The organism is Rhizobium sp. YS-1r (assembly GCF_000757525.1).
In the GTDB taxonomy this organism is placed as follows: Bacteria; Pseudomonadota; Alphaproteobacteria; order Rhizobiales; family Rhizobiaceae; genus Neorhizobium; species Neorhizobium petrolearium.
This window is the reverse complement of record NZ_JPYQ01000006.1, coordinates 492,888-506,071: the sequence shown is the minus strand read 5'-3', so window position 1 is coordinate 506,071 and position 13,184 is coordinate 492,888. Positions and strand designations below refer to the sequence as shown.

Below are 13,184 nucleotides of genomic sequence, written 5' to 3'. Positions count from 1 at the left end.
CCTCGCGTGTATTCGATCTATCGCCCGGCAGCTGACCGCTTCCGGGCGATAGATCTTTCAGGTCGCCGAATCGGTAACCGCTTCTTCGATGATGTCTTCGGGGATGTCGTCGAATGAGGAATAGTTGAGATTGTAGAGTTTCGAATAGAGCTTGCCGTTTTTCATCAGCTCGCGGTGATTGCCGCTTTCGATCAATTCGCCGTTCTGTAGCACGATGATCCGGTCGGCCTCGCGGATCGTGGCAAGGCGATGGGCGATGACCAGGCCGGTGCGCCCTTCGAGCAGCTTCACTAATGCCTTCTGGATCAGCATTTCCGTATAGCTGTCGATATTGGCAGTCGCCTCGTCGAGCACCAGGATCTTGGCATCTGCCACCAGGGCGCGGGCGAAGCTGATCAGCTGCCGCTGGCCGAGCGACAGATTGCCGCCACGCTGGCCGAGCAGGCTGTCATATCCATCGGGCAGGCGCATGACGAAGTCGTGGGCGCCAACGGCCTTGGCCGCCTCAATCACCTCTTCGCGTGTCGCATCCGTCTTGTGATAGCGGATGTTGTCGAACACCGTTCCGGTGAACAGGAAAGGTTCCTGGAGCACCATGGCGATCTGTCGACCGAGCGAATCCTGCGTCAATTCGCGCACGTCGTGGCCGCCCACCAGAACCTGGCCACCCTGCACCTCGTAGAAGCGATGGATGAGCGACATGCAGCTCGACTTGCCGGAGCCCGTCGGGCCGACGAGCGCGACCGTTTCGCCCGGATTTACCTTGAAACTTACGTGTTTCAATACCGGATGTTTGGGGTTGTAACCGAAAACGACATCGCGGAATTCCACGGAGCCGTCCATATCCGGCGACAGAACCTTGGCGTTCGGCGCATCCTTGATATCGACCGGCACGTCCAGCACGTCCGTCAGGCGCTGACCCGAAGCCATGGCGCGCTGCATGACCGAATACTGCAGGGTGAGTGAACGGATCGGGTCGAAGAAGCGCTGGATGTAGAACAGGAATGCGACCATCACGCCGACATCGAGCGCCTGGTTCAGCACGCGGGCGCCACCGACCACGACGACGAGCGCCATGGCGAGGCCGGTGAGTGAATCCACGATCGGCACCATGACCTGAGCATATTTCGCTGCCGTCAGATGGGTCTTGAGGTTGGCGCGGGCCTTGTCGTCGTAAAGCATGAAATTGACCCGCTCGCGGTCCATGCTCTGTACAGCACGGACGCCGTGGATCGCTTCGGCCAAAGCACCGTTCGCCACTGAATTCGTCTCATGCGCCGCCATGAAGGATTTCCGTGCGCGCGGCAGCCAGAAGATGCGGACAATGAAGAGGACGGGAAGGGCGGAGAGCGTGAGCAGGCCAAGCTTGAAATCGAGATAGAGCATGACGAAGACAATACCGAAGAGCAGGACGATATCGCCAACCGAAAGCACCGAGGTTTCTAGAAATTCCTGCATGGAGTTTACATCGCCCTGCAGGCGGGACATGAGCCGGCCGACCTCCGTCTTGTCCATCCAGGAGAGCGAAACGCGCTGCAGATGGGTGAACATTGCCTTGCGGATGTCGAAAAGCACATCTTCGGCCACATTGCCGACCAGCATTTCCTGTGCGTAGCTGGCGCCGAAATTGATCAGGATCGCTGCAAGAAACACGACAATCAACCAGATGAGCACGCTATGGTCGATGCTGCCGGGATGCATGCCGTGGTCGATCGCATAGCGGATGATCAGCGGGATCAGGAGCTGCATCGCCGTGAACGTGAGGACGGCGGCAACGGCCCAATAGATCTTCACCTGATACGGGCGCACGAAGGCCCATATGCGCTTGATGATATTGCCGTCGAAGACCTTGCCGAAGATCTCCTCTTCGATGCGGTGCGAGCCGACGACCGCGCGGGGCGGGCGCCTGCCGTCGTCGCGAATGTCGGCGCGTTCAGTTTCCAGTTCTTCGGCCATCAATCCCTCCCTCAGGCCGTCAGCGCTTCGTCGCCGGGACGCACCTGCAGATCGTAGAGCGCTTTGTAGCGTCCGCCCAAGGCGAGAAGTTCTTCGTGCGTGCCACTCTCGACAAGCCTGCCGTTTTCCATGAACAGGATGCGGTTGGCATGCATCAGCGAGCTCAGGCGATGCGCAACGATGATGGTCACCCGGTCGGCGGCATATCTGCGCATGGCGCTGCGGATGCGCTGTTCGGTCCCTGCGTCGATGGCGGCGGTGGAATCGTCGAAGACCATCACCGCCGGGCGCAACATCAGGGCACGGGCAATCGACAAGCGCTGCCGCTGGCCGCCGGAGAGCGAGACGCCCCGTTCGCCGACGACGGTGCCGTAACCGGTCGGCAGGCCGAGCACGTAATTGTGGAGCTGGGCGCTCTCGCTGGCCCGTTCAATGCGGCTCTCTTTCGCCCAGGGATCGCCATAGGCGATGTTGTTTTCGATGGTCGTGGTGAACAGGAAACTATCCTGCTGCACGACCGCCACCGCGCGGCGCAGCGATTGCAGCGTAACCTTGCGGATATCCTGGCCGTCGATGGTGATCCGGCCGTCGGTGACGTCGTAGAAGCGCGGGATCAGATGGGCGAGGGTGGATTTGCCGCTGCCCGGCGGGCCAACGATGCCAATTGTTTCGCCGCGCTTTGCTTCGAAGGTCACATCGGTGAGGACCTGATGCTTTTCGGCGCCGGGATAGGCGAAATTCACATGCTCGAAGCGGAGCGTGCCATCCGTGGCTTCAAGGTCCCTGGCGCCCTTTTCGTCCTTGATGGCGATGTCGAGGTCGAGCAGTTCGAAGAGGCGGGCGCCGCAGGTGGAGGCACGGGCAAAGGCGTTGACCATCAGGCCGAGCTGGCGCACCGGCATCTGCAGGATGGTCATGAAGGTGAGGAAGGAGGTGAGGGTGCCGACGGTCATCTCGCCGGCCATCACCTTGGTGCCGCCGACCCAGAGAACGAGGCCCATAGAGGCGAAGAAGGAGAGCGTCATGGCGCTGGTATTCGCCACCCGGATGCCGACGCGCTGATGCGCCAGTGACACCGCGCTCTTCGACGCTGTCTCGAACTTGTCGAGTTCATGCTGTTGGGCGGCGAAGGCACGAACGACGCGGATGCCGCCGAGATTTTCCTCCATCACGCGGGTGAGCACCGAAAGCCGCTCCTGCAGGTCGAGCCAGGTGGCACGCAGCCTAAGCTGTGTGACGGACGACCGCCAGCCGACGAAAGGCACGAAGCTCAAAGCCAGAAGGCCGAGCACAATATCGGTCGAGATAAGCAGATAGGCGCCGATGCCAATCAGAATGGTGAGCAGGACCATGCGTACCAAGGCCGTCGAGAAGTACATGCGCACGCCTTCAAGATCGAGGAGACCGACCGTGATCAGATCGCCCGAATGCATGCTGTCGTGGAAGCTGAAGGAGAGGCGCTGGATCTTTTCGTAACACGCAAGGCGCAGCCGATAGCCCATATGGTGCCCGACGGCCTCGCTATAATAATTCTGGATCAGCGTGAAGATGCCGCGAAGCACGCTCGCACCGAGCAGGAAGAGAGCGGTCGTCAGGAGCGCATCCTGTGCCTGTTGTCCGGCGTCGCCTCCCGTCAGCACCACCTGCGTGTGGTCCACGGCCTGCCCAAGAAGTTGCGGAATCATCAGCTGGAAGGTTGAAGCGATCAGGGTTGCGACGATCGCAAAACCCGCTTGCCAGGGATGGCGGAAGGCCATGACGGTGATGCGGGTGAGGATCGAGAGGCCTTTGCCCCAGCCTGCCGCCTTCACCAGCGCCAACGAAGCCGACGGCTTCGCAACGCGAACTGTTGCATCGCTGCTCACGGTATTATTCCAAAAATGAATCAATCGGCCGGACAAATACTCGATACGGCCATTCTGAGACGGGGATTCTCCGCTTATCTAGGCAGCATAACCATGGTGATCAGTCAACAGATTTGCACCGAAAAGCATGCTCCTGGCGAAGGATTTTCGGCCGATGTTGCGCATGAATTTTCCGGATCGAATGAGTTTCGACATATCGTTGCTTGAGAAGGATAGCCGTATGCGCGAAAAGGCCTGACAGCGTGCCATCTATCGCGTGATGCTGGCACATTTTCCGGTCTCGGTTTGCCATGATCGGCATCCGGCCCTCTCGCTGGAATGGGAAAAGGTGACAACCAATCAGTCCGAAATCGCCGAACCGCTGCGACAGGCTGGCGTAGCCGCCCTGGCGCTGAAGGCGATCGAGGCCATTCTCGGTATGCTTGCCGCTACCGTCCTCGCGGGATTGCTTCTCGTCGTGCTGACCAGCGTATGCCTGCGCTATTTCTTCAGTACGGGCCTTATCGGGGCCGAGGACGCGGGTATCTGGATGCATGTGGCGCTGATTTCGCTCGGCGCGCCACTCAGTCTGAAAAGTGCGCTTGCCATGCGGCTCGATGCCTTCGTCCGGCTACTGCCAGAGCGTCTGGCGCCGGTCGCCGAGGTGCTTGCAGACGTCTTCACCGTGCTGGCTGCGTTGATCCTGATTTTCGGTGGTGCGGAGATCGTGGTCATGCTCGGCGGCGTTTCGCCGACCTTGGGTCTGCCTGAATGGATCCGGTTCGGTTTCCTGGGGGCGGGCGGCGGGCTGGTCCTGCTCATGCTTCTGCTTCAGAGGGCCATGGACGGCAAGGCGATTGCCGTATTGATTTCTCTCGCACTGGGTACGGCGCTCTATTTCGGCGTGCCGGAAGTTCTCTTCGATACGGTTCTGCCGCCGAGCCTGTTTCTCGCGCTGGTCGCCGGGCTTGGACTGGTGCTGGCGGCCCCGTTGGCGCACGCCTTTCTCGCGGCAGCTTATGTGGCGATCGCTTTCGGAAGCAGTTTGCCGGAGCCGGCTATCGTTTCGACGACCGTTACCGGCATGTCGAAATTCCTGCTGCTTGCCATCCCTTTCTTCCTGCTTGTGGGTGGGTTGCTGACCGCATCTGGCGCCGCCAATCAGCTTGTGCGCTTCGCTGCTTCGATGGTCGGGCATCGCCGGGCGGGACTGGCGCAGACGACGCTTTTGACCAGCGTGCTCTTTTCCGGTGCTTCGGGTTCTTCCGTCGCCAATGCTGCTTTCGGCGCTTCGATCTTCCAGCCGGAATTGGTCAAGCACGGTTATCCACCGGCGCAGGCGGGAGCGATCATCGCCGCGACCTCGGTGCTCGATAACGTCATCCCGCCTTCGATCGCATTCCTCATCCTTGCTGCCGCTACCAATCTTTCGGTCGGTTCGCTGCTGGTCGGCGGCTTTTTCGCTGGCGCGCTGATGGCGATCTGCCTTGCTGTCGCCATCCACCTGACGGTGCGCGAGCAGGTCACGCGGCCGCGCGCGACTGCCTCTGCGCGCTGGCAGGCAGCGGCTTCCGCCATTCCCGCCTTCGGGCTCGGCATCATCGTCGTGGTCGGTATCCGCGTCGGTATCGTGACGACGACGGAGGCCGCGGCCTTGGCTGCGTTCTACGCGCTCTTGCTGGGGCTCTGGGGACGGATCGCTTTAGGCACGCTCTTCTCGGCTTTTCGCCAGGCGGCGACGGAAGCTGCAGCGATCGGCCTTCTGATCGGCACGGCCGGTCCTTTCGCGTTCCTGCTGGCGGTGGACGATGTTTCCGGCTTGCTCTCCGATTTCGTGACCATTCTCGGGGGCAGCGCGCTGGCGGTCATCATCCTGTCGAACGTCATCCTGCTGGCGGTCGGGCTCGTGCTGGATATCGGTGCCGCTATTCTTCTTTTCGGCCCGATCCTGCTGCCTGCTGCCGTTTCTGCCGGTATCGATCCCATCCAATTCGGCGTCATTATCGTCGTGAATCTGATGATCCACGGCCTGACACCGCCGCTCGGCATGCTGATCTTTGTGGTCAGCGGTGTCACGCGCGTTCCGGCATCCGCGCTGTTCCGCGCCGTGTTGCCTTATCTCGTCGCTCTGCTTACTTCCCTGGCGATCCTGTGCGCTTGGGCCACCATCTTCTAACTCGGGAATTCCTGCCATGGAAAAATTCAACCGCCGTACGCTTTTGAAGACCGCAGCCGCAACCGGTGCCGCGCTTGCCGCGCCTGTTTACGTTCGCACCGCGGCAGCCCGCACCACGACGATCACGGTCGCTTCGCTTCTCGGCGACGACAAGCCGGAAACCAAGATTTGGGTGAGGATCGGCGAGCTTGTGGAGGCCAAGCTGCCGGGACAATTCAAATTCAACGTCGTCAAGAACGGCGCGCTCGGTGGCGAGAAGGAAGTGGCCGAAGGTGCGCGTCTCGGCTCGGTACAGGCAAGCCTTTCAACGGTCTCGTCGCTCTCCGGCTGGGTGCCGGAGTTGCAGATCCTCGATCTGCCTTTTCTGTTCCGTGACAGCGACCACGTTCGCAGAACGGTGGATGGAAGGGTCGGTGCAGATTTGAAACAAAAGCTCGCGAGCCAGAATTTCGTGATCGGCGGCTTCATAAACTACGGTGCCCGGCATCTGCTCACCAAGGAGCCGGTCACGCGTCCTGAGCAGCTCAAGGGCAAGACGATCCGCGTCATCCAGAGCCCGCTCCACACCAGGCTCTGGCGTGCTTTCGGTACGACGCCCGTCGGCATTCCGATCACCGAGACCTACAACGCGCTCTCGACCGGGGTGGCCGATGCCATGGACCTGACCAAGTCTGCCTATGCCGGCTTCAAGCTTTACGAGGTCGTGCCTTATATGACCGAGACCGGTCACATCTGGGCTTCCGGCGTGATTTTCTACGCTGCAAGCTTCTGGAACCGTCTCGATGACGAGCAGAAGGCGGTCTTTCTGGCTGCGTCGCAAGAAGGAGCAGTTTATTTCAACCAACTCATCGTCGAAGATGAGACGGCTTCCGTCGAACAGTCGCTCAAGAACGGCGGCAAGCTCTTGAAGCCGGAAGCCTTCGAGGAATGGCAGAAGGGCGCTCAAGGGGTGTGGCAGGATTTTGCCGGCATCGTCGGCGGCCTGGACCGGATCAAGGCTGTCCAGGCGGCCTGAATGCGGACTCCTATATCTGCACCGGCAATCGAGACGCTTGACGAATTGCAGGCGCGCGACGAGTACCGTTATCTGATTGGCATCAAAACGGTCTTCGTCCGTCAACAGAAGGATTTCATCAGCGTATGACCAGCGGCTTGCATCACATCACGGCCATTACCCGCAAGATCCAGGCGAATGTCGATTTCTACGTGGGCTTCCTGGGTCTCAGATTGGTGAAACGCACGGCAGGTTTCGAGGACGCGCAACAGCTTCACCTGTTCTATGGTGACGGGGCGGCATCGCCGGGTTCGCTCGTAACATTCCTTGCCTGGGAAGATGGTTCGCTGGGACGCGTCGGCCATGGCGCGCCGAGCGAGATCAGTTTTGTGATCGCGCCGGAGGCAATCGGTTTCTGGCTGACGCGGGCGCTGCAATTCAACGTCAAGCTCAGCGGGCCGGCACAGGAATTCGGCGAACCGGTGCTCAGGCTCGCCGACCCGGACGGAATCATCGTCAAGCTGGTCGGCGTGGAAGAGACATCACCCTGGATCTGGTGGAAAGGCGGCGGTATCTCCGAGACGGATGCAATTCGCGGGCTACGCGGTGCGACGATCCTCTCCGAAAAGCCGGTGGAGACTGCGGAATTCCTGATCCGGCATATGGGGCTGAGGTTCGGACCGAAGGAGGGCAATATCCAGCGGCTGGTTTCGGATGCGCAGGACATTGTCGATGTCCGTGATGCCCATGGTTTCTGGACCGCTGCGCCGGGCGCGGGCACGATCGACCACATCGCTTTTCGTGCGTCCGACAAAGCGCATGTCGAGGCTGCGCATGCCGCCCTCCGGGCTGAAGGCGACGGTGAGATGAACATGCATGACCGGCACTATTTCTATTCGCTCTATGTGCGTGAGCCGGGTGGCACTCTGATCGAGCTTGCAAGCGATGGACCCGGTTTTACGACCGACGAGACAGTCGAAACGCTTGGCACGCGGCTCTTCATCCCGAAGCATTTCAACGCGGATCACGATGCACTTCGGGTCATGCTGCCGCAATTCGGCCTGCCCGGGGAGGAGCGGGTTATTTATCGCGACCTGCCTTTCGTGCACCGCATCCATATGCCGGAAAGATGGGATGGCTCGACGCTGGTTCTGCTGCACGGAACCGGTGCCAACGAAACCAGCATGCTGCCTTTCGGACGCAAGGTTGCGCCGAATGCCATGCTGATCGGCATTCGCGGACGCTCGACGGACGAGGGCTATCCGCGCTTCTTCCGCCGTTTCGACCAGGTGACGTTCGACCAGAAGGAGATCTTTTCCGAAACGGAAGCCTTCGTCGCTTTCGTTGAGGAACTGGCTCCGGCTTACGGGGTGGATCCTTCCCGAACTGCTTTCGTCGGCTATTCCAATGGCGGCAATATGATCGGAGCGGTCATGCAGCTTCATCCGACCCTGATCCGCAAGGCGGTCTTGCTGCGGTCGATGAACGTGCTCGAGGAAAAGCCGGTGGTCGACCTCTCGGGGGCACAGGTCCTTTCGCTCAGCGCGACCGACGATTTTTACGGACCGCTTACGCCGGAGCTGGAAAACCGGCTTCGCGCGGCGGGGGCAGAGGTGGCGGCGAAAAAACTCGACGCAAATCATGGGCTCGGTCGCGAGGACGAGGAGATTGTCCGCAACTGGCTGGCCGAAAAAGGCGTCTGATCAGTCGCCGTAGTGGAGAGCGATCGCCTCGACGGCTGCGGCGATATCCGCCTTGAATCCCAATCGCCTGAGACCAATTCCATACGCAGTGACATTGCCAAGCACGATGTCGAAACGGGCCCGCAAGCCGGTGTGGTTGAGCCGGATCAGGCGGTTTGCTCCCGGTCCGACGCCGATCGAAAACTCCATACCGAGCGGAGCGGCTGCGGCAAGCAGCGCTTTGGGGTCGGCGGCCTCCGAAAGCTCGACCGCGGTGACGAGATGCGAACCTTTTTCCGGCTTCACCCAAGGCTCGGCGCCCAGCGCAATCAGTCCAGCATGCGCCGCCCTTGCAGCGCGGCCATGTCGTGCAATGACAGAAGCCAGACCTTCCGCTTCGAGCCGATCCAGAGCAGCGTCAAGCGCGAAAAATTCCAAAGGCGCCGTCGTGCCGGGAAGTGTGCCCCGGCCGGCGTCGAGCCAGGCCTTCTGGTCGAGAAGTGAAAGGATCGAGCTCGTCGGACCGCCGTCCCGGGAGATCAATTGCCAGGCGGCGGAACTGACGGAGAGTGCCGAAAGCCCGGCCGGGCCGGCCAGCGATTTCTGCGGACCGATGATGGCGATATCTACGCCCAGTTCATCGACATTCAGGGCGTGGCCGCCGACAGAGGCTACCGCATCAACGATCGTCACGATGCCGCGGGCGCGGGCGAGAGCGAGGATATCCTCCATTGGATTGAGGATGCAGCTTGCTGATTCCGCATGGCAGAGCGCAAGAACCTTCGTGTCCGGATGGGCATTCAAGGCCCGTTCCACGGCTTCCACGTCGATCGGACGGGCCGGCTCTGCCGCCAGCTCAATGACGTCGGCCCCGCCACGTCTCAGCCAGTTGCCGAACCAGAGGCCATAAGGACTGGTGACGATGTTGAGCACTTTCAAGCCGGGGCGCGCAAGGCTCGTCGCGACCGCTTCCAGCGCAACGACGGCTTCTGCCTGAATAAGGAGCACGTCGTTGCGCGTCCCGAGGACCTTTGCGATGCGATCGGCAATCGAGGCATAGCGCACGGCCGGGAACGGCGGCGCATTGCTCAATGGATTCCAGGTTTCAGACGTCATGGGCGGAGTCTCTCGTTGGTTCGATGACGAGGCGTGGCACTGCCGCAATCAAGGCTCTTGCCGCCTGAGATTGCGGATTCCCGATCATCTGGTCCGCCGGACCGCTTTCTACCAGCCGTCCGGCATCCATGATGGCAATCCGGTGGGAGACGGCGCGCAGCACGGCGAGATCGTGGGAAACGAAGAGATAAGCGATGCCCCGCTCTTCCTGCAACTCGACCAGCAATTCCAGAATCTTGCCGCGAATGGAAACGTCGAGCGCCGAGACCGCCTCGTCGAAAACGATCAGCGACGGTCGGGTGGCAATGGCGCGGGCAATCGCTATCCGCTGCCGCTGACCACCAGACACTTCGCGGATCGAGCGCGCAACGTAACTTGCAGGCAGGCCGACGCGGTCAAGCAATGCAGCGATCTCCTTCGGCCTTTCGGCTTTCGGCACGATGGCGTGGATGCGCAGCGGATCGTCGAGCACGGAGGCGACCGTGGCGCGTGGATTGAACGCGCCGAGCACATCCTGGAAGACCATCTGAATTTTCGCGCGACGACGGCGGAGTCCGGAGCCCGAAAGTGTCAACCAGTCCTCATCCTCGAAGCGGACCGTGCCCGCATCCGGTGGGATCAACCGCATGAGGATGCGCGCCAGCGTCGATTTCCCGCTGCCGGAAGCGCCAGCGAGTCCGAGCGTCTTTCCGTCGGCAATTGTCAGCGACACGTCCTTGAGCGCCGCGATGTCGCGGCCGCCGGACGAAAAGCGTTTCGAGAGGTTTTCGATCGAGAGCAAGGTCATGAGGCAGGCTCTTTGATCAGGGGTGGTGTGGAGAGGTCGCGATGGCTGGCGATCAGCGTTTGCGTATAGATCTCCCGCGGGGAGGAAAGGACCGCAAGGGTCGGTCCGGCTTCGACCAGGTGGCCATCCTTGAAGATTGCGACGCGATCCGCGAAACCTGAAGCCAGAGCGATGTCATGGGTGATGAACAGGAGCGTCATATCGGCTTCTTTGACCAGATCGCCGAGCAGCGCCACGATCTCCGCCTGCACCACCATATCGAGCGCGCTGGTCGCTTCGTCGGCAATGAGAAAGCTCGGCTTTGCAACTAGCGCCGCAGCGATCGCGACGCGCTGGCGTTGACCGCCGGAAAGTTGATGCGGGAAAGCTCTCAATGCCTTTTCCGGTTGCGGGATACCAACTTTTTCCAGAATCTTCAGCGCCTGGGCATAGGCGGCCGACCACGGAAGGCCAAGATGCCGGCGAGCGCCCTCAGCCACCTGTTCGCCGATGGTCAGAACGGGGTTGAGGCTGGAAGACGGGTCCTGGAAGACGAAGCCGAGCTCGCGGCCCGGATGTGGTGGATGGCCGGCTGACCATTCCATTTCGCCAGTCACGCGCGCGCCGGACGGCAGGAGCCCGGCGATGGCGCGCGCCAGCGTGCTCTTGCCGGAGCCGCTTTCGCCGATGATCGCCAGCCGTTCGCCGGCAAGGATGTCGAGATCAACCGCGTCCAGGGCCGGCGCCGGCTGACTGGCATAGACAACCGAAAGGCCGCTGATCCTGCAAAGCACGGTCATGCTTCGATCCTCCGCCCGGCAAGAGCCTTGGTCAGCCCCTCGCTGAAGAGATAGACGCCGACGACCGTAATGACCAGCGCGATGCCGGGGAAGATCGACAGAAACGGCGAGGAGCGCAGGATATTGCGCCCCTCGGCAATCATGGATCCCCAGGTCACCGTGTTCGGGTCTCCAAGGCCGAGAAAGGAGAGGGCTGCTTCGGTCAAGATCGCCGCAGCGACGATGATGGCCGAAAGCGCCAGAACCGGCGGCAGCGCATTCGGCAGAATTTCCTTCAATGCAATCTCCACCGGGTGCATGCCAATCACCCCTGCAGAGGCGACGTAATCCCGTTCCTTGATCGACAGAACCTGCGCGCGCGTGAGCCGCGCCGGGTTTGGCCAGGCGCCAAGCGCAATCGCCAGCACGACAATGGGCACGGAGGCGCCGACAACGCTGACGAAAGCCAGGGCCAACAGGAAGCCCGGCACGATCTGGAAGGCATCGACTACACGCATCAGCGCTTCATCGAAGAGGCCACCTGCAAACCCCGCTGTCAATCCGACGCAAAGGCCGATGGTAATGGCGGCTAACGCGGCGGCGATGCCGACCAGGAGCGAGGTGCGCGTGCCATGGATGATGCCAGCCACGACATCGCGGCCGAGCCGGTCGGTGCCGAGCGGGAAATTCGGGTCGCTAAAGGGGGGCAGAAGGGCGCGTCCGGCGATATGCAGCGGATCACCGGGAGACAGCAGGGGGGCGAGAATTGCGATTAGCGCAAGGATAACCAAAATGCACAGTCCAACGGCACCTTCCGGCGTTCTGCTAAGATTTCGGATGAGCTTCATGGGCCCCGCTCCGAGGCACCGACCCGAGGGTCGAGTGCGGCATAGATGATGTCGATCACCAGGTTGACGCAGATAACCAGCACGGCACTGACGACGATGATGCCCATGAGCAGGGGCGCGTCGCGGCCGCTCACCGCTTCCTGGGCCAGTCGTCCAAAGCCCGGAATGGCAAAGATGCTCTCGATCACGACGCTGCCGCCGAGCATGGCGGCCGATTGCAGACCGAGCATGGTGACGAGCGGCAGGAGCGCGTTGCGCGCCACATGGCGCAGCACGATGCGGGTGCGAGAAAGGCCCTTGGAGCGGGCGAAGAGCACGAAATCCAGCGTCCAGGCCTCTGCCATGCCGGCCCGCATGACTCGCAGGAAGAGTGCCATGTAGATGAGCGCCAACGTGCCGACAGGCAGAACGAGGTGCGTGGCGATGTCACCGGCTCGGTCAAGTCCGGTCCTGCCGGAGGCGATCGTCTCTATGCCGGAGGTCGGCAACCAGCGGAGCTGCACGGCAAATATGATGCTCAGCACCAGGCCGAGCCAGAAGCTCGGGATTGCGTATAGAACAAGGGAGACGGTCGAGAGCGTTCGATCTGCGAGGCTTTCCGGCTTTGCACCGGCGACGATGCCAAGTGCAGAACCTAACCCGAAGGAGAGCACCGTGGCACTGCCCATCAGGAACAGCGTGTTCGGCAGGCGTTCGAGGATCAGGTCGAGCACCGGCCGGCCGAAGGCGACCGACCAGCCGAGATCGAGCCGCGCCAGCGAAGAGGCATAGAGCCAGAGGCGGGCGAACATGGACTGGTCGAGACCATAGGCTTGGCGCAGCGCTTGCGCGACCGTGGCATCTCCGCCGCCGATCGACAGGAGATAGGCATCGACGGCATCTCCGGATGCGGATTCGAGCAGCAGGAAGGTCAATGCGACGACGATAAGCAGCACGGGAATGCTGCTGATCGCGCGGCGCCTGATCAATCGAAGGGCACGGTTCACGCTGCTTGAAACCTCGGGACTCGGATTTCCAAGGCCA

The 13,184-nt window shown here is 61.5% G+C and carries 11 protein-coding genes; 4 read left to right on the top strand and 7 right to left on the bottom strand.

The window, feature by feature from the left end:
• Positions 1 to 57 precede the first annotated feature (57 nt).
• Both JL39_RS06760 and JL39_RS06755 read right to left on the bottom strand, forming a co-directional pair.
• Positions 58 to 1,956, bottom strand: coding sequence for an ABC transporter ATP-binding protein (locus JL39_RS06760; protein ID WP_037147696.1), 1,899 nt, complete (start codon positions 1,954 to 1,956; stop codon positions 58 to 60).
• An 11-nt stretch (positions 1,957 to 1,967) separates the two neighbouring features.
• Complete coding sequence (locus JL39_RS06755) at positions 1,968 to 3,821, bottom strand: ABC transporter ATP-binding protein (RefSeq protein ID WP_200883918.1); 1,854 nt, start codon at positions 3,819 to 3,821, stop codon at positions 1,968 to 1,970.
• A gap of 259 nt (positions 3,822 to 4,080) precedes the next feature.
• Here JL39_RS06755 and JL39_RS06750 point away from each other — a divergent pair, with 259 nt between their 5' ends.
• From JL39_RS06750 to JL39_RS06740, 4 genes are read left to right on the top strand one after another with little or no spacing between them, the layout of a single operon-like run.
• Entirely contained in the window at positions 4,081 to 5,976 is a 1,896-nt protein-coding gene (locus tag JL39_RS06750; protein WP_081952734.1) for a TRAP transporter large permease subunit, read from the top strand.
• Between the two features lie 16 nt (positions 5,977 to 5,992).
• A complete protein-coding gene (locus JL39_RS06745) occupies positions 5,993 to 6,991 on the top strand; it encodes a TRAP transporter substrate-binding protein (RefSeq protein WP_037147693.1) in 999 nt (332 codons plus the stop codon).
• Positions 6,992 to 7,120 (top strand): hypothetical protein, encoded by a 129-nt coding sequence (locus tag JL39_RS32770; protein WP_265105687.1) that lies wholly within the window; start codon positions 6,992 to 6,994, stop codon positions 7,118 to 7,120. It begins immediately after the preceding gene.
• Positions 7,117 to 8,673, top strand: a complete 1,557-nt coding sequence (locus JL39_RS06740; protein ID WP_037147691.1) for a VOC family protein — start codon at positions 7,117 to 7,119, stop codon at positions 8,671 to 8,673. Before JL39_RS32770 ends, JL39_RS06740 begins: the two co-directional genes overlap by 4 nt.
• On the opposite strand, the gene JL39_RS06735 is transcribed toward JL39_RS06740, so the two are convergent.
• Genes JL39_RS06735 through JL39_RS06715 form a run of 5 tightly spaced genes read right to left on the bottom strand, consistent with a single transcriptional unit; the run spans position 8,674 to position 13,147 of the window.
• Positions 8,674 to 9,768, bottom strand: a complete 1,095-nt coding sequence (locus JL39_RS06735; RefSeq protein ID WP_037147688.1) for an aminotransferase class V-fold PLP-dependent enzyme — start codon at positions 9,766 to 9,768, stop codon at positions 8,674 to 8,676.
• The gene (locus JL39_RS06730; RefSeq protein ID WP_037147686.1) at positions 9,758 to 10,555 is read right to left on the bottom strand and encodes an ATP-binding cassette domain-containing protein; all 798 of its coding nucleotides are present in this window, start codon (positions 10,553 to 10,555) and stop codon (positions 9,758 to 9,760) included. Before JL39_RS06730 ends, JL39_RS06735 begins: the two co-directional genes overlap by 11 nt.
• Entirely contained in the window at positions 10,552 to 11,334 is a 783-nt protein-coding gene (locus JL39_RS06725) for an ABC transporter ATP-binding protein (protein WP_037147684.1), read from the bottom strand. The genes JL39_RS06730 and JL39_RS06725 overlap by 4 nt, the downstream gene beginning before the upstream one ends.
• Positions 11,331 to 12,161, bottom strand: a complete 831-nt coding sequence (locus JL39_RS06720; RefSeq protein WP_037147681.1) for an ABC transporter permease — start codon at positions 12,159 to 12,161, stop codon at positions 11,331 to 11,333. The genes JL39_RS06725 and JL39_RS06720 overlap by 4 nt, the downstream gene beginning before the upstream one ends.
• Entirely contained in the window at positions 12,158 to 13,147 is a 990-nt protein-coding gene (locus JL39_RS06715) for an ABC transporter permease (RefSeq protein ID WP_037147678.1), read from the bottom strand. The genes JL39_RS06720 and JL39_RS06715 overlap by 4 nt, the downstream gene beginning before the upstream one ends.
• Between the last annotated feature and the right edge of the window lie 37 nt (positions 13,148 to 13,184).

Bases quoted from the DNA above. Each gene is read 5' to 3' on its own strand.
- JL39_RS06750 (WP_081952734.1), top strand. From the start codon at position 4,081: ATGCTGGCACATTTTCCGGTCTCGGTTTGCCATGATCGGCATCCGGCC.
- JL39_RS32770 (WP_265105687.1), top strand. From the start codon at position 6,992: ATGCGGACTCCTATATCTGCACCGGCAATCGAGACGCTTGACGAATTG.
- JL39_RS06735 (WP_037147688.1), bottom strand. From the start codon at position 9,768: ATGACGTCTGAAACCTGGAATCCATTGAGCAATGCGCCGCCGTTCCCG.
- JL39_RS06740 (WP_037147691.1), top strand. From the start codon at position 7,117: ATGACCAGCGGCTTGCATCACATCACGGCCATTACCCGCAAGATCCAG.
- JL39_RS06730 (WP_037147686.1), bottom strand. From the start codon at position 10,555: ATGACCTTGCTCTCGATCGAAAACCTCTCGAAACGCTTTTCGTCCGGC.
- JL39_RS06725 (WP_037147684.1), bottom strand. From the start codon at position 11,334: ATGACCGTGCTTTGCAGGATCAGCGGCCTTTCGGTTGTCTATGCCAGT.
- JL39_RS06760 (WP_037147696.1), bottom strand. From the start codon at position 1,956: ATGGCCGAAGAACTGGAAACTGAACGCGCCGACATTCGCGACGACGGC.
- JL39_RS06720 (WP_037147681.1), bottom strand. From the start codon at position 12,161: ATGAAGCTCATCCGAAATCTTAGCAGAACGCCGGAAGGTGCCGTTGGA.
- JL39_RS06745 (WP_037147693.1), top strand. From the start codon at position 5,993: ATGGAAAAATTCAACCGCCGTACGCTTTTGAAGACCGCAGCCGCAACC.